The sequence below is a fragment of the Methylobacterium segetis genome (assembly GCF_004348265.1).
Lineage (GTDB): Bacteria > Pseudomonadota > Alphaproteobacteria > Rhizobiales > Beijerinckiaceae > Methylobacterium > Methylobacterium segetis.
In genome coordinates this window covers 22,466-40,739 of the sequence record NZ_SMNT01000049.1, presented here as the reverse complement: position 1 = coordinate 40,739, position 18,274 = coordinate 22,466, and the positions used below count along the sequence as shown (strand labels likewise).

At 72.7% G+C, this 18,274-nt stretch carries 15 protein-coding genes and 1 pseudogene; 8 read left to right on the top strand and 8 right to left on the bottom strand.

Features of this window, described 5'->3' with window-relative positions; all coding sequences use genetic code 11:
- Positions 1-409: pseudogene (locus E1J50_RS14130) on the bottom strand (hypothetical protein); the annotation flags it as partial.
- 76 nt (positions 410-485) lie between these two features.
- On the bottom strand, positions 486-1,118 hold the full coding sequence (locus E1J50_RS14125) for a S24 family peptidase (protein WP_132254477.1): 633 nt from the start codon (positions 1,116-1,118) through the stop codon (positions 486-488).
- A gap of 225 nt (positions 1,119-1,343) precedes the next feature.
- On the opposite strand from E1J50_RS14125, the gene E1J50_RS14120 reads away from it, so the two are divergent.
- Together E1J50_RS14120 and E1J50_RS14115 are read left to right on the top strand one after the other, a co-directional pair.
- The gene (locus tag E1J50_RS14120; RefSeq protein WP_132254476.1) at positions 1,344-1,706 is read left to right on the top strand and encodes a DUF952 domain-containing protein; all 363 of its coding nucleotides are present in this window, start codon (positions 1,344-1,346) and stop codon (positions 1,704-1,706) included.
- Positions 1,703-2,779: a quinone-dependent dihydroorotate dehydrogenase gene (locus E1J50_RS14115; RefSeq protein WP_132254475.1), complete on the top strand. Its 1,077-nt coding sequence runs from the start codon at positions 1,703-1,705 to the stop codon at positions 2,777-2,779. Before E1J50_RS14120 ends, E1J50_RS14115 begins: the two co-directional genes overlap by 4 nt.
- A 67-nt stretch (positions 2,780-2,846) precedes the next feature.
- Here E1J50_RS14115 and E1J50_RS14110 read toward each other — a convergent pair whose 3' ends face one another.
- A complete protein-coding gene (locus E1J50_RS14110; RefSeq protein ID WP_132254474.1) occupies positions 2,847-3,731 on the bottom strand; it encodes an HpcH/HpaI aldolase/citrate lyase family protein in 885 nt (294 codons plus the stop codon).
- 179 nt (positions 3,732-3,910) lie between these two features.
- Here E1J50_RS14110 and E1J50_RS14105 point away from each other — a divergent pair, with 179 nt between their 5' ends.
- Both E1J50_RS14105 and E1J50_RS14100 read left to right on the top strand, forming a co-directional pair.
- A complete protein-coding gene (locus E1J50_RS14105) occupies positions 3,911-4,300 on the top strand; it encodes a tautomerase family protein (protein ID WP_132254473.1) in 390 nt (129 codons plus the stop codon).
- 95 nt (positions 4,301-4,395) lie between these two features.
- Entirely contained in the window at positions 4,396-4,770 is a 375-nt protein-coding gene (locus E1J50_RS14100; RefSeq protein ID WP_132254472.1) for a hypothetical protein, read from the top strand.
- A 13-nt stretch (positions 4,771-4,783) separates the two neighbouring features.
- Here E1J50_RS14100 and E1J50_RS14095 read toward each other — a convergent pair whose 3' ends face one another.
- Complete coding sequence (locus tag E1J50_RS14095) at positions 4,784-6,148, bottom strand: MATE family efflux transporter (RefSeq protein WP_132254471.1); 1,365 nt, start codon at positions 6,146-6,148, stop codon at positions 4,784-4,786.
- Between the two features lie 60 nt (positions 6,149-6,208).
- Positions 6,209-6,562 carry a DUF6460 domain-containing protein gene (locus E1J50_RS14090; RefSeq protein ID WP_132254470.1) on the bottom strand — a complete coding sequence of 118 codons (354 nt, stop codon included), beginning with the start codon at positions 6,560-6,562 and terminating at the stop codon, positions 6,209-6,211.
- Positions 6,563-6,839: 277 nt separating this feature from the next.
- Here E1J50_RS14090 and E1J50_RS14085 point away from each other — a divergent pair, with 277 nt between their 5' ends.
- The 3 genes from E1J50_RS14085 to pdeM are packed head-to-tail and all read left to right on the top strand — an operon-like array spanning position 6,840 to position 11,203.
- Positions 6,840-7,802 (top strand): alpha/beta hydrolase, encoded by a 963-nt coding sequence (locus E1J50_RS14085; RefSeq protein ID WP_132254469.1) that lies wholly within the window; start codon positions 6,840-6,842, stop codon positions 7,800-7,802.
- Positions 7,803-7,808: 6 nt separating this feature from the next.
- Positions 7,809-10,454: a ligase-associated DNA damage response DEXH box helicase gene (locus E1J50_RS14080; protein WP_132254468.1), complete on the top strand. Its 2,646-nt coding sequence runs from the start codon at positions 7,809-7,811 to the stop codon at positions 10,452-10,454.
- Between the two features lie 35 nt (positions 10,455-10,489).
- The gene (gene pdeM, locus E1J50_RS14075; RefSeq protein WP_132254478.1) at positions 10,490-11,203 is read left to right on the top strand and encodes a ligase-associated DNA damage response endonuclease PdeM; all 714 of its coding nucleotides are present in this window, start codon (positions 10,490-10,492) and stop codon (positions 11,201-11,203) included.
- On the opposite strand, the gene E1J50_RS14070 is transcribed toward pdeM, so the two are convergent.
- From E1J50_RS14070 to E1J50_RS14060, 3 genes are all read right to left on the bottom strand, one after another.
- Positions 11,204-12,274 (bottom strand): YeiH family protein, encoded by a 1,071-nt coding sequence (locus tag E1J50_RS14070; RefSeq protein ID WP_132254467.1) that lies wholly within the window; start codon positions 12,272-12,274, stop codon positions 11,204-11,206.
- A 14-nt stretch (positions 12,275-12,288) separates the two neighbouring features.
- On the bottom strand, positions 12,289-12,726 hold the full coding sequence (locus tag E1J50_RS14065) for a DUF3429 domain-containing protein (RefSeq protein WP_132254466.1): 438 nt from the start codon (positions 12,724-12,726) through the stop codon (positions 12,289-12,291).
- A 133-nt stretch (positions 12,727-12,859) separates the two neighbouring features.
- Positions 12,860-16,168 carry an SEL1-like repeat protein gene (locus E1J50_RS14060; RefSeq protein ID WP_132254465.1) on the bottom strand — a complete coding sequence of 1,103 codons (3,309 nt, stop codon included), beginning with the start codon at positions 16,166-16,168 and terminating at the stop codon, positions 12,860-12,862.
- 292 nt (positions 16,169-16,460) lie between these two features.
- On the opposite strand from E1J50_RS14060, the gene E1J50_RS14055 reads away from it, so the two are divergent.
- Complete coding sequence (locus E1J50_RS14055; protein WP_132254464.1) at positions 16,461-18,254, top strand: acyl-CoA dehydrogenase C-terminal domain-containing protein; 1,794 nt, start codon at positions 16,461-16,463, stop codon at positions 18,252-18,254.
- Positions 18,255-18,274: the final 20 nt, after the last annotated feature.

The following is an 18,274-nucleotide window of genomic DNA, read 5'->3' as shown; positions in this document are numbered from 1 at the left end:
GGGCGAGCGCGCCCTCCATCTCGCGGCGCCGGGTCACGTCGACGATCTGGCCGAGGCGGAGGGGGCTGCCCGCGACCGGCGCCTGGGTCAGGCTCGCCCAGAAGGTGCTGCCGTCGCCGGCCATCGCCAGGAACTCGGCGCCGCCGCCCTCGCCCGCGGCCGCGCCGGGCCACAGGCTCGCGATGCCGCGCCCGCGCACCTCCGCCGCGCTGCGGCGGGCGAGAGCCAGGAAGGCTGGGTTCGCGTAGACGATCGGCGCGCCGTCGCGGCGCGGGTCGGTCAGGATGGCGGGTACGGCGGCGGCGTCGAGGAGCGCGACCCAGCCCGGCTCGATCTCGGCCGCGCCGCTCACGTCCTCAGGTCCGGGCTCTCGCATCGCGCTGTCGGCCTCGACGGGCCCTGAGCCCACGGTGCACTCACCGATAGCGGGAACCGCAGGGCGGGTCGAGAGAGGCAGGGGCCGCGGGACCGGCGCGGGGCGGGCGCTACTGCCGCACCCACATCACCCGGGCCATCCAGGCGATGTCGCCGACCCCGACCACGCGATCCTCATGGTCGGGATTGAGGGAGGCGAGCTCGATCGTGCGGGCCGTGCGGCGGCGCATCTCCTTCGCCAGCACCTCTCCGGAGCCGAGGCGAACCACCACCCGGTCGCCCTTGCGCAGGCTCGCGGTCGGGGAGACGATGAGCACGTCGCCGTCCCGGTAGAGCGGGGCCATCGAGTCGCCCTGCACCTCCAGCGCGAAGGCCCGCTCCTCCCCGATGTCGGGGAACTCGATCTCCTCCCAGCCCGGGCCGCCGGTCGGCATGCCCTCCTCGTTGAAGAGCCGGCCGGCGCCGGCCTGCGTCATGCCGATGAGCGGGATCATCGAGCGCGGCGGCCCCTCCCGCGGCTCGATCAGGCGCAGGAGCTCGTCGAGGCTCGCGCCGGTGGCGGCGAGCACCTTCGAGATCGACTCGGTGGAGGGCCAGCGCTTGCGTCCGTCCGGGCCGATCCGCTTCGACCGGTTGAAACTCGTGGCGTCGAGCCCCGCCCTGCGGGCGAGGCCCGAGGCCGAGAAGCCGTGGCGCTCGGCCAAGCGATCGATCGCAGTCCAGATCTGCTCGTGGGACAGCATCTCGGGCTCGGGGCTGGGTCGGCCGCTAAGACGCACGGCCTAGTTGTAGGAAAGTAGAACTACCTGATCTAAAAGGCAATTGAGCTTGCGAATGTTTCACGCACGCGGCCGGTCCGGCACCGGGAAATGTCGGGGACCGCACCGGCTGGCGCGCCCGGTGCGGTTGCGCCGGGTGGCGGCCCGGCATTATCGACGGGCCGTTCAACGCGCAGGCCGGATGCCAGGATGCCGCTCATCTACAAGATCTGTCCCGAGAGCCTCTGGCGGGAGGCCGAGGCCGCCGGGCGCTTCACGGGCGCCCCGGTCGACCACGCGGACGGGTTCATCCACTTCTCGACCGCGGCGCAGGTGGCCGAGACGGCGGCCCGCCACTTCGCCGGCGCGGGCGACCTCCTCCTCGTCGCGGTCGAGGCCGAGGCGCTCGGGCCGGCCCTGCGCTACGAGCCCTCCCGGGGAGGCGACCTCTTCCCGCATCTCTACGCCGAGCTGCCGGTCTCGGCGGTGCGCGCGGTCGAGCCGCTGCCTCTCGGCCCGGACGGGCGCCACGTCTTCCCGAAGGGGCTCGGAGCGGACGAGGTGCGCGCGTGATCGGCGCCCTGTTCCCCCTCGTCCGGCCTGTCCTGCACGGGCTCGATGCCGAGAGCGCGCACAATCTGACGCTGCGCGGCCTGAAGCTGCTGCCGCCGCGGCGCCCGGCCCCGGACGATCCGCGCCTCACGCTCGACTGCCTCGGTCGCCGCTTCCCCAACCCGGTCGGCCTCGCGGCGGGCTTCGACAAGGGAGCCGAGGTGCCGGACGCGATGCTCGGCCTCGGCTTCGGCTTCGTCGAGGTCGGCGGCGTGGTGCCGAAGGCGCAGCCCGGCAACCCGGCGCCGCGGGTGTTCCGCCTCACCCGGGACCGTGCCGTCATCAACCGGTTCGGGCTCAACAGCGAGGGCCTCGCGGTCGTCGCGCGGCGCCTGGAGGCCCGCCGCAGCCGCCAGGGCATCGTCGGCGTCAACATCGGCGCGAACAAGGACTCGGCCGACCGGCTCGCGGATTACGTCGCCTGCACGGGGGCGCTCGCGCCGCTCGTCGCCTTCATCACGGTCAACGTCTCCTCGCCGAACACGCCGGGCCTGCGCGATCTTCAGGGCGAGGCCTTCCTCGACGAACTCCTCGCCCGCGTGGTCGAGGCCCGCGACGCGTCGCATCCCGGCACCGCGATCCTGCTCAAGATCGCCCCCGACATCGATCTCGCGAGCCTCGACGCGATCTGCGCGACGGCGCTGCGCCGGGGCGTGCAGGGGCTCGTCGTCTCGAACACGACGGTGGCGCGGCCCGCGAGCCTCACGGAATCCGCCCTGGCGCGGGAGACGGGCGGCCTGTCCGGACGCCCGCTCTTCGGCCCGGCGACGCGGCTCCTGGCCGAGACCTACCTGCGGGTCGAGCGCCGGCTGCCCCTCGTCGGCGTCGGCGGCATCGATTCGGCCGAGGCCGCCTGGGCGAAGATCCGGGCCGGCGCGAGCCTGCTCCAGCTCTATTCCGCCCTCGTCTATGCGGGGCCGGGCCTCGTCTCCGAGATCAAGGCCGGCCTCGTGCAGCGGATGAAGGCGGAGGGGCTGACCGGGCTCTCCGCCGTCGTCGGACGGGACGCAGCAGAGCTCGCGACATCCGCCTGAGGCGCGGGCGGCGTCTCCTCCGATCTCCGGAGGGGACGGCCCGGCCGGTGCCCCGGCCGGTGCCCCGTCAGTGCCCCTTGGCGGCGATCGCCTCGGACCAGACGACGGCGCGCTTGGCCATGCCGATATGCTGGCGCTCGTACATGCGGCCCTCGACCTTGATGGCGCCGCGCTTGGCGTTCTCGGGCAGGTCGAACGCGTCGATCACGAGGCGGGCGCGGCGCACCTCCTCCTCGGTCGGGGCGAAGGAGGTGTTGGCGGGCTCCAGCTGGTTCGGGTGGATCAGCGTCTTGCCGTCGAAGCCGAGGTCGCGGGCCTGCCGGCACTCGACGCGGCAGCCCTCCACGTCGCCGATGTCGTTCCAGACGCCGTCGAGGATGGTCAGCCCCTCCGCGCGGGCGGCCGCCAGCGTGAACATGATCCAGGGCAGCATCGGCACGCGGCCGGGGACGAGCTGCGCCCAGGTGTCCTTGGCGAGATCGTTCGTGCCGAGCACGAAGCAGGTGAGCCGGGTGCGCGGGTCGCGCTTGGCGGCGGCGATCTTCTGGATGTTGAGGATCGCGGCCGGCGTCTCGATCATCGCCCAGATCTTGATCTCGGGCGGGGCGTCGAGGGCCTCCAGATGGTCGGCAATGCTCTCCAGCACGGCCGGCGAGGACACTTTCGGCATCAGGATCGCGTCGGGGCGGGCGGCGATGGCGGCCCGCAGGTCCGCGTCGCCCCAGGGCGTCTGCGGCGCGTTCACCCGGATGATGATCTCGCGGTCGCCGTAGGCGCCGCTGCGCGCGGCCGCGCAGACCTGCTCGCGGGCGAGCTCCTTCTCCTCCGGCCCGACCGCGTCCTCGAGGTCGAGGATCAGCGAATCGGCCGGCAGCGTCTTGGCCTTGTCCAGCGCGCGCGGGTTGGAGCCCGGCATGTAGAGCACGCTGCGGCGCAGGCGAAGATCGGACATGGGCTGCTTCCTCGTGGTGTGCGGCAACCGTTTAGAGCAAGGCAGCGGCCATGCCACGAGGCGCCCCAGAAAATTGCGCGATAATCCGCGGGGTTTGATACCGCCGGGCCGCGGCGTTGCAGCACAACCCGGCGGCGACTGCTAGAGAGCCCGGCACGCCACCATCGACGAGAGACATCATGCCCCTTCTCCGCTTCGACCTGATCGAGGGCCGCACCGAGGCCGAGCTGACAACGCTGCTCGACGCCGCCCACGAGGCGATGCTGGAGGCATTCCGCGTGCCGCCGGGCGACCGCTACCAGATCGTGACCGAGCACAAGCCGTCGCGGATGGTGATCGAGGATACCGGGCTCGGCATCCCGCGCACCCGGAACGTCGTCGTGGTGCAGATGATCACCCGGCCCCGCTCGCAGGAGATGAAGCAGGCCTTCTACCGGCTCCTCACCGAGAAGCTCGAGGCGCGCTGCGGCATCGCCCCGTCCGACGTGATGGTCTCCTGCGTGGTCAACACCGACGCGGATTGGAGCTTCGGCCACGGGCGCGCGCAGTTCCTCACCGGGGAACTCTGAACACTCCCTCCCGCCTCAGACGGGACCGGGCCGGCGCCCCCGTTTGGTCATGTTCGGCTGCGAAAGCGGCGCCGGATCAATGGGGGTGACACGCCATGAAGGCAGTCTGTTTCGGCCTGATGCTCGCCGCGGCCGCCGCCGCGCCGCAGGCGGCGCTCGCGGGCAGCAGCACGACGATCGGCGTCGGCTCCGGCGCGGTGGCCGGCGCCATCGTCGGGGGCCCGATCGGGGCGGTGGCGGGCGCCGTGATCGGCGGGGTCGTCGGCTCGTCGAGCGAGCGGGCGGGCGGGCGCCGTCATCGCCGGGTCCGGGCCTATCGCCGCTCCCGCGCCGAGGCCGCGCCCGTGCGCCGCTACGTGCAGCGCGGTGCCGAGCCGGTCGCGCAATCGGCCGCGCCGCCGAGCCTCACGCCCCGCGCGCCGACGCAGACCGGGTCGGTCGCCGGCTCGGGCTGGAAGGACCCGCGCTGAGGCCCGCCGGGCCTCAGCCCCGCGCGGTGCCCGGGCTCGGAGCGGCCGCGCCGCGGCCCAGCCCGAAGGTCGTCCGCAGCAGCCTCGGATAGGCCAGCGCCTGACCGCCCCCGCGGGCGGCCAGGAAGCTCAGGAAGGCGATCCAGAGGCCGGTATTGCCGAGCCCGGCCCAGACCATCAGCATCAGGATCAGCGCGTAGGTGAGGAAGGCCGCGATCATCAGGTCGCGCATCGCCCGCGTCCAGGTCGCGCCGATATAGATCCCGTCATAGGCGAAGGGCGTCGCCGCGACGAAGGGGCCGAGCGCGGCGAGCGGCAGGTAATGCCGGGCCGCCTCGCGCACCTCCGCGTTCGTCGTCACTGAGGCGATGAAGAGGTCGCCTCCGAGATAGGCGATCAGGCTCACGGCCAGCCCGAATCCGAGGCACCAGAGCAGGGAGAGCCGCGCGGCCCGCGCGAAGGCCTCGGCCGAGCGCGAGCCGACCGCCTGCCCGCACAGGGTCTCGGCCGCGGTGGCGAAGCCGTCGAGGAAGAAGCCGCCGATCAGGAAGAGATTCCACAGGACGGCGTTGGCGGCGAGCGTCACGTCGCCCATCCGCGCCCCCAGCGCCGAGAACAGGGCGATGCCCGCCACCAGCGCGAGCGTCCGGATCAGGACGTCGAGGTTGACGCTGAGCATCCGCCGCAGCGCGACCGGATCGCGCACCGCGGCCAGCGGCACCCGGAACGGATGGGTGCCGAGCCGGGCCAGGACGGCGAGGCCGAGGGCGAGCCCCCCCGCCTCGGCGAGGAGGGTCGCGCTCGCGGCGCCCGCGAGATTCCAGCCGAAGCCGAGGACGAAGAGCAGGGTCAGGGCGATGTTGGCGCAGTTGATCGCGACCTGCAGCAGCAGGCCGAGATCGGTGCGCCCGCGCCCGAGCACGGAGCCGAGCACCGCGTAGTTCGCGAGCGTGAAGGGCGCGGCGAAGATCCGGACGTGGAAATAGAGGGCGAGCCCTTCCGCCACCGCCGGGCTGGCGCCGCTCACCGCGATGGCGCCGGCGCCCAGGGGCCCCTGCAGGACGACGAGGGCGAGGCCCGCGAGTGCGCCCGCCGCCAGGGCGCGGGCGAGCGTCCGGTCGATCTCGGCGCCGTCCCGGGCACCGACCGCCTGCGCCGTGAGCCCCGCCGTCGCCATCCGGAGCGAGCCGAAGGACCAGAAGATCGCGTCGAAGATCACGGCGCCGAGCGCCATGGCGCCGAGGAGCGCCGCGTCCCCGAGCCGCCCGATCACGGCCGCGCCGACGAAGCCGAGCATCGGCGTGGTGACGTTCGCCAGCGTCATCGGCAGGGCGAGCGCGAGGACGCGCCGCCCGGTCACGGGCGCGGGAGCGTGCATGGGGTCGGGTCCGATTGCGGGAGTGTGACCGCGCCTCCCCTCACCGGAAGGCGGTCGGCGCTATTTCGAGACCGCGAACAGGCGGGAGATGAGCCAGAGCGGCACCACCACCACCGCGCCCGCGATGATCCATCCGCCGAAATCGTGGAAGGCCTCGAGGCCGAGATCGACCAGCGCGCGCACCGTGTCGTAGGCGTGCCAGAACAGGCGGGCCGGCGTCAGCCCGAGCATCGCCATGAAGGCGCCGACGAGGATCGACAGGAAGAGCAGCCGCAGGAAGACCGCGGCCGGAGAGCCGCCGAGGACCCGGCGGAGCGACGAGGGCCGATTCTCGCTGTAGCCGTGCGGCGGCGCCTGGTACTGCGACCCCTGGTAGCGCGAACCTGGGCGGCGCGGGTCCTGCTCGACGATCATGCGTGTTCCTCGGCGAAGTCGCCCCCTGAAGACCGCCCGAACCCGGCGGAAGCGTGACGGATGCGTCACACCCACCGCGAAACCCGCCAGCGCCTGACGCGTTAGGCGGTTTCGCGTTCCACCCCGAGATGGCAATGCGGCCCCGGCCCGCCAAGGTCACCGGCCCCCACGCCGCCGGTCCTTGCGCAGTCAACCGCCTGTGCGGAAGCGGGATGCCCCGTCCGCGCTTGCGCGCAATCGTGTTACGCTCGAACTCCACCGACGAGACGAAGGCCCTATGATCGACCACGCCCTCTTCGACCCGGCGACGATCGATCCCGAAACGAAGCGGCTCAACGCCGAGATCGTCGCCGCGCATGCCGCGCAGGAAGATCCCTGGGAGCTTCCGATCGAGGAGGTGCGCGCGCGCCGCCGCCGCGGCACCCAGGCCTCGCCCGCGATGCCGCGCAGCGCCAGGGCCGAGACGATGACGATCGAGGGGCCGGGCGGCCCCCTCGCCCTGCGCGTGATTCGCCCCCGCCTGCGGCCCGGCCAGTCGCCGCGCGGCGCCTATCTGCACATCCATCGGGGCGGATGGGTCTGGGGCTCGGCCGACGAGCAGGATCCCTGGCTGGAGCGGATTGCCGACAATTGCGGCTTCATCTGCCTCTCGGTCGAGTACCGGCTCGCGCCGGAGCACCCGTATCCCGCCGCCCTGGAGGATTGCGAGGCCGCGGCCCTGTGGCTCGCCGGACCCGGCCGGGCGGAGCTCGGCGTGCACGCGTTGACGATCGGCGGCGAGTCGGTCGGCGCGCATCTCGCCGTGATGGTGCTCCTGCGCCTGCGCGACCGGCACAGGCTGCCCCGCGCCTTCCGGGGCGCGAACCTCACTGCGGGCTTCTACGATCTCGGGCTGACGCCGAGCGTGCGCAACTGGGGCGACGAGCGCCTCGTCGTGAACACCCGCGACCTCACCCGCTTCGCCGACGATTACGTGCGCGCGGGCGTCGACCGGCGCCGGCCCGACGTCTCGCCGATCTACGCCGACCTGAAGGGGCTGCCGCCGGCCCTGTTCACGATCGGCACCGCCGACCCGCTCATCGACGACACGCTCTACATGTCGGCCCGTTGGGCGGTGGCCGGCAATGGCGGCCACACGGCGGTCTATCCCGGCGGCTGCCACGTCTTCGTGCGCTATCCCGGCGAGATGACCGAGCGGGCGCTCGAACTGATCGACCGCTTCCTCACGGCCCTCGCTTGACCCCCCTTGCCTGAGGGGCCGCCCGACGACCCGACGCTGCCGCCGCTTTTTGCGGATTGGTTCGCGCGGCGCGGCTGGCGGCCGCGCGCCCACCAGCTCGACCTCCTGCGGATCGCCGGCGGCGGCCGCTCGGCCCTCCTCGTCGCCCCGACCGGCGCCGGCAAGACGCTCGCGGGCTTCCTGCCGAGCCTCGTCGCGCTCGCCGGGCGGCCTGGAGGCACGAAGGCCGCCGGCCTGCACACGCTCTACGTCTCGCCGCTGAAGGCGCTCGCCGTCGACATCGCCCGCAATCTCGACGCGCCGATCGCCGAGATGGCCCTGCCCGTCCGCGTCGAGACCCGCACCGGCGACACGCCCGCCCACAAGCGGACCCGGCAGATCGAGCGGCCGCCGGACATCCTGCTGACGACCCCCGAGCAACTCTCGCTCCTGATCGCCCACCGGGAGGCGGCCGAGCTGTTCGGGTCGCTCCGCTGCGTCGTCCTCGACGAGCTCCACGCCCTCGTCACCTCGAAGCGCGGGGACCTGCTCTCGCTGGCGCTCGCCCGCCTGCACCGCCTCAGCCCCGGCCTGACCGCGATCGGTCTCTCGGCGACGGTGCGGGAGCCGGACGAGCTGCGCCGATACCTCGTGCCGCAGAAGGCGCTGCCGGGCCGCGACGCAGCCCCCTCTCCCGTTCGGGAGAGGGATGGGGTGAGGGATGCGACCTCTCCGGAACGGGCGCCACCGAGCCCCCCGCGCGAACCGGAGGACGATTCCTCGGCACCCGAGGCGGAGGGCGCCCCGCCGCCCATGGCCGACCTCGTCGTCGTCGCGGGCGGTGCCAAGCCCGACCTGCGCATGCTGGAGATCGACCTGCGGCTGCCGCTCGCCGGGCACACCGCCTACCAGTCGATGCCCGCGATCTACGACCTGATCCGGGCCCACCGCACGGTGCTCGTCTTCGTCAACACCCGGCTCCAGGCCGAGTACACCTTTCAGGAGCTGTGGCGGCTCAATGACGACGTGCTGCCGATCGCCCTCCATCACGGCTCCCTCGACGCGCAGCAGCGCCGCCGCGTCGAGGCCGCGATGGCGGCGGGTCAGCTGCGGGCGATCGTCTGCACCGCCACGCTCGACCTCGGCATCGACTGGGGCGACGTCGATCTCGTCGTGAATATCGGCGCGCCGAAGGGTGCGAGCCGGATCATGCAGCGGATCGGCCGGGCGAACCATCGGATGGACGAGCCCTCGAAAGCCTATCTCGTGCCGGCCAACCGCTTCGAGATCCTCGAATGCCAAGCGGCCCTCGACGCCGTCGAGGAGGCGGCGCAGGACACGCCGGACGCCCGGCTCGGCGCGCCGGACGTGCTCGCCCAGCACGTCCTCGGCATGGCCTGCGCCGACGCCTTCGACCCGGTCGCGCTCTACGACGAGGTGACGGCGGCCGCCCCCTATGCCGGACTGACCTGGGAGGAGTTCGAGCAGGTCGTCGATTACGTGGCCACCGGCGGCTACGCGCTGCGCGCCTACGAGCGCTTCGCCAAGATCCTGCGCGGGCCGGACGGGCTCTGGCGGGTGCGCGACGCGCGGGTCGCGCAGCAATACCGGATGAACGTCGGCACCATCATCGAGGCGAGCAAGGTGAAGGTGCGGCTCGCCCGCTCGCTGCGGGGCAAGCCCGGCACGGTGCTGCCGAAGACCGGCCGGGTGCTCGGCGAGATCGAGGAGGATTTCGCCGAGACGCTCACCGTCGGCGACACCTTCCTCTTCGCCGGCGAGGTGCTGCGCTTCGAGGGGCTCGCCGAGGACGAGGCGCTGGTGACGAAGGCCGGCCCCGGCACCGATCCGGCGATCCCCTCCTACGCGGGCGCCAAGTTCCCCCTCTCGACCTTCCTCGCCGCCCGGGTGCGGGCGCTGATCGCCGACCCGTTCGAGTGGGACCGCCTGCCGCGACAGGTCTCGGACTACCTGCTGCAGCAGCGCCGCCGCTCGCTCCTGCCGGGCCCGCGCGACCTCCTCGTCGAGACCTTCCCCCGCGGCGGCCGCCATTACCTCACCGCCTTCCCCTTCGAGGGGCGCCTCGCCCACCAGACGCTCGGCATGCTGCTGACGCGGCGCCTGGAGCGGGCGCGGCTGAGGCCGCTCGGCTTCGCGGCGAACGATTACGGCATCGCCATCTGGACGACCCGCGACGTCGGCGAGCGCATCGGCTTCGAGCCGGGCTTCCTGGAGGCCCTCTTCGCCGAGGACATGCTCGGCGACGACCTTGAGGCGTGGCTCGACGAATCCGCGATGATGAAGCGCACCTTCCGGCAATGCGCCGTGATCGCCGGGCTGATCGAGCGGCGCTTTCCCGGCCAGAAGAAGACCGGGCGCCAGGTCACGATCTCGACCGACCTCGTCTACGACGTCTTGCGCAAGCACCAGCCCGACCACCTCCTCCTGCGTGCAGCCCGGCAGGATGCGGCAACCGGACTCCTCGACGTGAGGCGCCTCGGCATGATGCTAAGGCGCATCCAGGGGCGAATCATCCACAAGGCGCTCGACCGCGTCTCGCCCCTCTCCGTCTCCGTGATGCTCGAGATCGGGCGCGAGCGGGTCTACGGAGAGGGGGCCGACGAGATTCTGGCCGAGGCCGAGGCGCAGCTTCTCGAAGAGGCGCTGGCGTGAGCGATGCCGACCCGTTCACGCGAGAGGACCGGATCTTGGCGCTCGGCCAGAGACTTGAGAAGGCTACCAAGGCCCCTGGCCTGATCCTGGCGGGCGAGAGCCTGACCCTCGACCTGTGCGGCGGCCTCTGGCTCGAAGCGCACCGGACGCTGATCGTCTCGGACCTCCACCTCGAGAAGGGCTCGTCCTTCGCCGCGCGCTCGGGCCAGTTCCTGCCCCCCTACGACACCCGCGAGACGCTCGCCTGCCTGCACGAGGCGGTCGCCCGCTTCGACCCGCGCTGCGTGGTGGCGCTCGGCGATTCCTTCCACGACGCCCGCGGCCCCGAGCGGATGGAGCCCGGCGACCGCGCCCTGCTCGCCGCGCTGCAGGAGGGCCGTGACTGGGTCTGGATCGCGGGAAACCACGACGCGGCGGTCAACGAGGGCGTCGGCGGGCGCTACACGGAGACGCTGAGCCTCGGCGGCCTGACCCTGCGCCACGAGCCGAGGCCGGGGGCTGCAGCGGGCGAGGTCGCCGGGCATCTCCATCCCTGCGGCAAGGTCGCGATGCGCGGGCGGGCCGTGCGCCGCCGCTGCTTCGTCTCGGACGGCCACCGGCTGATCATGCCGGCCTTCGGCGCCTTTACGGGCGGCCTCAACGTGCGCGATGCCGCCTTCGAGCCGCTCTTCCCGAACGGCTTCACGGCCCACCTCCTCGGCGACGGGCGCGTCTTCGCGATCGGCCGCACCATGCTGGCCCGGGACTGATCAGCCGAGGCCGAGCCCGCGGATCAGCCCGAGGCTGACCCCGAGCAGGAGCAGGAGGGACAGGGTCACGGCGGCCGTGACCCGGCCCCCGACGCGCCCGATCACCCGGACGTCGACGCCGAGGCCGAGACCCGCCATCGAGACCACGGTGAGGAGCCCGGCCGCCTTCGTTATCGGCCCGACGGCCGCGTCGGGCACGAGGCCGAGGGAGCGCAGGGCCGCCAGCGCCAGGAAGCCCAGGATGAACCAGGGCACGAGCCGGAGCGGGTCGAAGCGGCGGCGGCCGGCTTGCGCCGGCGCCGCGTCCCGGAAGCGGGAGGCCATCAGCGACAGGGCCACCACGACCGGCCCGAGCATCAGGACCCGCACGAGCTTCACCAACGTGCCGATCTGTGTCGCGACGAGGCCCGCCGGCACGGTTGCGGCGAGCACCTGCGGCACCGCGTAGACGGTGAGGCCTGCCAGGATCCCGTACTCCCCGGCCCCGAGGCCGAGGAACGGGATCAGCAGCGGCAGGCCGAGGACCATCAGGACGCCGAGGATCGCCGTGAATGAGATCGCGGAGGCGACGTCGTCGCCCTCGGCCCCGATCACGGGCGCCACCGCCGCGATCGCGGAATTGCCGCAGATCGCGTTGCCGCAGGCGATCAGGATCGCGATTTTCGGCGGAAGGCCGAGCAGGCGGCCGATTCCGTAGCTCGCCCAGAGGGTTACGACCACGACGGCGATGATCGCGATCAACAGAACGGGGCCCGACGCGATGATCGCGCCGAGGCTCACCGAGGCCCCGAGCAGCATCACCGCGACCTCGAGGAGCTGCTTGGCGCCGAACGCGATGCCGGGCCGCCAGCCGGGGCCCGGCTCCCAGAGCGTGCGCAGCGCCATCCCGCCGAGGATGGCGACGACCAGGGCCTCCACGTAGGGATGCCCGAAGGCCTGCTCCTCCCCCGCCTGCAGGGCGATGGAGAGAAGGGCCACCCCGAGGCAGAGGCCGATGCCCGGAAGGAGATCCGCGGCGTCCGCCCGCCACGCCGCAGGCCCCGTCGGCTCCCGTCCCGGCCCGCGCGGCACGGCGTGCGCCGCCGTCAGGCCGCGATCAGCAGCGCGACCCCGGCGACGCCCGACAGGACGAGGCGCAGCCGGCCGAGCCAGCTCGGCACGAGGCCCCGGCGCGGCAGGTCCTGGTCGATCAGGCCCCAGGCGAGGACGAGGGCGCCGAGAATGCGAAGGTCCCACGGGGCCGGCGCCGCGAGCGCCGCCCAGGCGAGGAGGGACGGCACGATGGCGACGAGGTAATCCGCGTTGCCCGCATTGCGAGCGGCGGCCGCTCCCCAGCGGATGCCGCCGAGGACGGACGCGATCACGGCGCCGTAGGCCGAGAGAATCGTGCGCGGCGACAGGCCGATCGTCCCGAGCCCCCCGTCGCTCCCGCTCACGGCAAGGGCCGCGAAGCCGAGAAAGGGGATCAACCCGGCGACGCCGAGGATGACGGCTCCGAGCGGAACCGGTGTCACGCGCGCCATCAGCACTCCCGGTCATGGATTGCCGGCCGGTCCCGGCCGGCGCGTCCGAACGGGTATACGGTCGGCGCTCCGGGCAGTTCCCCCTCTGCGGCAATATGGCCAAGCTTTGCCGGGTTCGGCCGTTCCGCCGGGTTCAGGTGCGGTTCTTCGGGGGGGTGAAGCTCGCCGGCACGCCGCTCGGGGGCGGTGCGCCGAGGAGCGTCATCGAAGCCGGAGCCTCGTTCGACGGCGGCGGCTCGTTGATGGCGGGGTCGATCCGGCGGGGCTTGAACGCGGTCGCGATGCTGCGCGCGTTCGCGAGGTCGCTCGGGCTCAACTTGGCGGCGACGTCGTCCCGCTTCTTGCCCGCGTCGTCGTCCCCCTGCGCGGCGGCGGCGGCGAACCACGCGTAGGATTGCACGAGGTCCTGCGTGACGCCGAGGCCCCGCGCGTAGAGAACGGCGAGATTGTACTGGCTGTCGCGGACGCCGAACTCGGCCGCACGGCGGAACCAGGAGGACGCCGTCGCGTAGTCGGGCCGCCCGGACGGGCCGGGATTCTCGGCGTAGAGGACCGCGAGGTTGTGCATCGAGCGGGCATGCCCCTGCTCGGCGGCGCGCCCGTACCAGAGCTTCGCCTGGCCGAGATCCCGGATGACGCCGGAGCCCTTCTCGTGATGGCCCGCGAGCTTGTACTGCGCCGGCGCGTAGCCGCCGGCCGCGAGCTTCTCGTAGAGCTTGGCTGCCACCGCGAGGTCGCGCGGCATGCCGCGCCCGTCCGCCTCGCGGGACGCCAGCTCGTAGATCGCAGCGCCGTCGCCCTCGAGCGCGGCCTGGCGCAGCTTGGCGAGCCCCGTCGGCACGCCGGCGAGGTCGCCCGCCAGCGTCCCCATGCCCGCAACCTGCGGGACAACGGAGCGGGCGGAGCCTGGCGCCGGGGTGGCCGCGTCCGCACCGCGGGCCGGAATCGCCTGCGTCGTCTGCGGATCGGCGGGGGCCGTGCGCGGTTCGGCCGGGGCCTGGACCGGTGCCTGCGCGGCGGCCTGCGCCGGCCGCGCCTGGGTGGTAGAATCGGTGGCCGGGGCCTCCCGCGGCGCGGATTCGACGATCTGAGGGGCGGCGGGTGCCGGGGCGGAATCCTCCCGCAGGCCGATGGCCTGGAGGGCGCCGAGGAGGAGCACGATCGCCGCGAGGCCCAGAAGCAAGGGCCGGCGACGCCGATCGATCTCCGCCCTCAGGCGGGCGGTCCGGCCCGTGCTGCGCGAGGGCGCCGCGAGGCTGGCGCGGATGCCCGCACGATCCTCTCGGAGCTCCGCCGCGAGACTCGCCTCCGACGCGACCTCGGCCTGGGCGGCCTGGGCGGCCCGGCGGGCGGCGGCGATGAAGCTCGTCTTGATGTCCGCCGAGGCGTCGCCCGGCTCTCCCGTCTCGGGCACGGTCTCGCGGCTCGGGCGGCCGGCACCGGGTTCGAGCAGCTCGTCCGCGACGCGGGCGGTGTCGACGGCCGGCACCGACGCGCCGACCGAGATGCGGGGCAGCTCGGGCCGGCGTCCTCCCCGCGCGCGGGGCGCGGGCATGCTGGTCGAGGCGAGCAGGCGCTCCTCGATCGGCTCCTCGCGAGCCTGCGGCGGCTTCGGCGCGGCGCGCAGGACCGAGGCGTCGCCCTCGACGGTGCCGAGACGCGCGACCAGGCGGTCGAGGGCGCTCTGGACGCCCGCGAGCGTCGATTGCAGGCGCTGATCCGACGCCTCGTGCCGGTGGAGGAGATCGCTGAAGGCCGAGCGCAGGCCACCGATCTCGGCCGGATCGGCATTCTGCGACCGGCCGACCATCGCCGCGACGGCGTTGCGCGCCGCGAGTTCCGCCGCCGCTTCGATCGGGGCCTCCTCGCGCAGCGACGAGACCTGCCGGAGCAGCTCGCTCATCGTGCGCTCAAGGCCGGCCAGCGTCGGATCGGCGCCGCGGGCGTCGATACGGTTCGTGAGCGCGAGGACCTGGCGCTCGAGGGCGTCGAGGCCCTCGCTGCCGCCCCGGGCGCCGACGCCGTCGACCTTCTCGGCGAGGATCCGCAGCTGCGCCTGGATCGTGGCGAGCTCCGCGCTCTCCCGCGGCGGCTGGCGCAGGGTCTCGCCGAACTCTTCGAGGCGGTCGATCAGGTCGCCGACGGGGCTCGCGCTCACGCGCTCCATCCGGTCGGCGAGGGCGTCGATGCGGCCGAGGATCGCCTGCGATTCGGCCGGGGCCGACCGCGCGGCGCGCTCGTGAAGCGCGTCGAGCTTCCTCGCCATGGCCTGGATCTGCTCGGCGAGGTCGCCGGCATTCGGCACCTTGAGGCCGCTGCGGATCTCCTCGAGGAGCGGGCGCAGCTCCGCCATCTCGGCATGGTCGGCGCCGACGCCGCGCTGCAACTGCGCGACCTGGGCACTGATCGCCTGGACACCCTGCGCGAGGCTCTGGATGCGCTCAGGGCCGGCCAGCGAGGCGATCAGCCGGCGGATCTCGTCGAGTTCGCCGAAGAGGTTCGACAGGGCGTCGCGGTCCGCGAAGCCCGTGGCGCCTCCCGAGAGCGCGCTGTCGACGCGGGCGGCGAGCCGCTCCACGTCCCGCGCCACGCGGGCATGCACGTTGTCGGCGACGTCGCCGGCCAGCCGCTCGACCTGGACCCGGATCAGCTCGATCGGCGCGGCGATGGCGGCGAGGTTCGCCGGCTCCTGCGTGCGCTCCACGCCGTTGGCAAGCGAGAGCATCGCCTGTTCGAGGGCGCCGACGTCCTGACCGGTGGCGAGCCCGCCGATCGACTCGCGCAGACGGCTCGTCTCGCGCTGCAATTCGGAGATCGCCGGGGAGAGCGTGCGGGAGGCTTCGATCCGCTCCTCGAGATTCCGCTGAAGGGCGCCGACGCCGTCGGACCCGGCCTCGCCGCCGTCGAGCTCGCGCTGCCGCTGGCGGATCTCGCTGACCGCGTCGCGCTTCTCCGCGATGGCGGGGCGGCCACGGCGCCCCAGCGGGCGGGGCGCGGCGAGCTGCTCGCCGAGTTCCGACATGCGGCGCTCGATGTCGCCGAGGCGATCCGCCACCTTCTGCACGGGCGCGGCACCCTCGCCCACCGCTTTGGCGATGCGGGCCTCGATCTCCTCGATCCCGCGGCCGGCGGCGTCCTTCGACGCGACGCGATCCTCGGCGATGGTGCGGTCGATCGCGTCGAGGCGGCTCATCAACGCGTCGAGCGTCGCCGTGAAACGGTCCGCGGTATCCGGCTCGGCTGTCTTCGGCGGCGCGCTCGCGGGCTCGGGCGCGGAGGTCTCCTCCGGCGCGCGCCGCCTGCGGGCGGGCTTCTTCTCGGCCGGCAGCACGGACGCCATCCAGGTCTCGAGCGGGACGCCGGCACGAAGGGCGACCTCCCGAGCAGCCTCGATCACGTCCGGGTCGAAGCCCTCGAAGCTCGGGGTGGGATTGCGTCTCATCGTCGGACCTGGGATCGACAGCTTCCGGTGCCGGTCCTCGCGCCCCCCGCCCGTATCGCAGGTTGCGCGGACTGACCCGCCTGTCCGAACAATTAACTTTCTTGGTAAACACCCCGTTAAGCACGGTCGCCTTTCGGACGGTGCAATCTAGGGGGGCGGCGCAGCCTCCCCCAAGCACCCTCTTGCCCTCGCCCATCGAGATAGTTTACATATGAACTATCGAGGGACTCGCGGCGCGCCGCGCGGCCTCGGATGAGAAGGGCGCGCAGCCGCCCATGACGGAGGAATTCAGATGCCGAGCTATCGCGCCCCGGTCGAGGACGTGCTCTTCCTCCTGAACGACGTGCTCGGCTTCCACCGCCACGACAATCTCGCCGGCTTCGCGGACGCCTCGCCGGACGTGGTCGAGGCCGTGCTCTCGGAGGGGGGCAAGCTCGCCGAGGAACTGCTCGCGCCGCTCAACCTGTCCGGCGACCATGAGGGTTGCACCCGCCACGCGGACGGCTCGGTGACGACGCCGAAAGGCTTCAAGGCCGCCTACGACGCTTACTCGGCGGGCGGCTGGATGGGTCTCTCGGTGCCGGAGGAGTTCGGCGGCCAGGGCCTGCCCCAGACCCTCAACACGGCGATCCAGGAATTCGCCTCGTCCGCGAACCTCGCCCTCGCCATGTATCCGGGCCTGACCCAGGGCGCCGTCGCGGCGCTCCTCGTGCACGGCTCGGACGAGCAGAAGAAGACCTACCTGCCGAAGATGGTCGAGGGTGCCTGGACCGGCACCATGAACCTCACCGAGCCCCATTGCGGCACGGATCTCGGCCTCCTGAAGACCAAGGCCGTGCCGAACGGCGACGGCTCCTACGCGCTGACCGGCACGAAAATCTTCATCTCGGCCGGCGAGCACGACCTGTCCGAGAACATCGTGCATCTCGTCATCGCCCGCATCGAGGGCGCGCCGGCCGGCACCAAGGGCATCTCGCTCTTCGTGGTGCCGAAGTTCCTGGTGAACGCGGACGGCTCGGTGGGCGAGCGCAACGGCGTGTCCTGCGGCTCGATCGAGCACAAGATGGGCATCCACGGCAACTCGACCTGCGTCATGAACTACGACGGCGCCAAGGGCTGGCTCGTCGGCGAGGCCAACCGCGGGCTCAACGCCATGTTCGTGATGATGAACGAGGCGCGGCTCGCCGTCGGCGTGCAGGGGCTCGGCCAGTCCGAGGTCGCCTACCAGAACGCGGTGGCCTACGCGAAGGACCGCCTCCAGGGCCGCGCCCTCACCGGCGCCAAGGCGCCCGACAAGGCCGCCGACCCCATCATCGTGCATGCGGACGTGCGCCGCACCCTGATGCAGATCCGCGCCTTCAACGAGGCGGCCCGCGCCCTGGTGCTCTGGACGGCGCTGCAGGCCGACATCGTGCACCGCTCGCAGGATGCCAAGGAGCGGCAGGCGGCCGACGACCACATGGGCCTGATGACCCCGGTGGTGAAGGGCGTGCTCACCGACAAGGGCTTCGACAACGCGGTCGCCGCCCAGCAGATGTTCGGCGGCCACGGCTACATCGAGGAATGGGGCATGTCGCAGTTCGTGCGCGATGCCCGCATCGCCATGATCTACGAGGGCGCCAACGGCATCCAGGCGATGGACCTGATCGGCCGCAAGCTGCCCAAGGACGGCGGGCGCGCCATGATGACCTTCCTCGGCGAGGTCCAGACCTTCATCAAGGACCACGACGAGGACGAGACGCTGAAGGCCTTCACGGGCCCGCTCCAGGCGGCGCTCAACGACCTGCAGGGCGCGACCATGTGGTTCATGCAGAACGCGATGGCCAAGCCCGACAATGCGGGCGCCGGGGCCACCGACTACATGCACCTCCTCGGTCTTGTCGCGCTCGGCTACATGTGGGCCCGCATCGCCAAGGCCGCGGCCGCGAAGAAGCAGGCTGAGAACGGCGCGGCCGAGCGGATGGAGGCCAAGCTCGTCACCGGCCGCTTCTTCATGGAGCGTATGCTGCCGGAGACGGCTGTGCGCCTCACCCGGATCAAGGCGGGCGCCGAGACCACGATGGCGCTGCCGGTCGAGGCATTCTGAGAATGCCGGCTTGACGCAGG

Excerpts from the sequence above, each read along its gene's own strand:
- E1J50_RS14125 (WP_132254477.1), bottom strand. The coding sequence starts at position 1,118 with ATGCTGTCCCACGAGCAGATCTGGACTGCGATCGATCGCTTGGCCGAG.
- E1J50_RS14120 (WP_132254476.1), top strand. The coding sequence starts at position 1,344 with ATGCCGCTCATCTACAAGATCTGTCCCGAGAGCCTCTGGCGGGAGGCC.
- E1J50_RS14110 (WP_132254474.1), bottom strand. The coding sequence starts at position 3,731 with ATGTCCGATCTTCGCCTGCGCCGCAGCGTGCTCTACATGCCGGGCTCC.
- E1J50_RS14105 (WP_132254473.1), top strand. The coding sequence starts at position 3,911 with ATGCCCCTTCTCCGCTTCGACCTGATCGAGGGCCGCACCGAGGCCGAG.
- E1J50_RS14100 (WP_132254472.1), top strand. The coding sequence starts at position 4,396 with ATGAAGGCAGTCTGTTTCGGCCTGATGCTCGCCGCGGCCGCCGCCGCG.
- E1J50_RS14095 (WP_132254471.1), bottom strand. The coding sequence starts at position 6,148 with ATGCACGCTCCCGCGCCCGTGACCGGGCGGCGCGTCCTCGCGCTCGCC.
- E1J50_RS14090 (WP_132254470.1), bottom strand. The coding sequence starts at position 6,562 with ATGATCGTCGAGCAGGACCCGCGCCGCCCAGGTTCGCGCTACCAGGGG.
- E1J50_RS14085 (WP_132254469.1), top strand. The coding sequence starts at position 6,840 with ATGATCGACCACGCCCTCTTCGACCCGGCGACGATCGATCCCGAAACG.
- E1J50_RS14065 (WP_132254466.1), bottom strand. The coding sequence starts at position 12,726 with ATGGCGCGCGTGACACCGGTTCCGCTCGGAGCCGTCATCCTCGGCGTC.
- E1J50_RS14060 (WP_132254465.1), bottom strand. The coding sequence starts at position 16,168 with ATGAGACGCAATCCCACCCCGAGCTTCGAGGGCTTCGACCCGGACGTG.
- E1J50_RS14055 (WP_132254464.1), top strand. The coding sequence starts at position 16,461 with ATGCCGAGCTATCGCGCCCCGGTCGAGGACGTGCTCTTCCTCCTGAAC.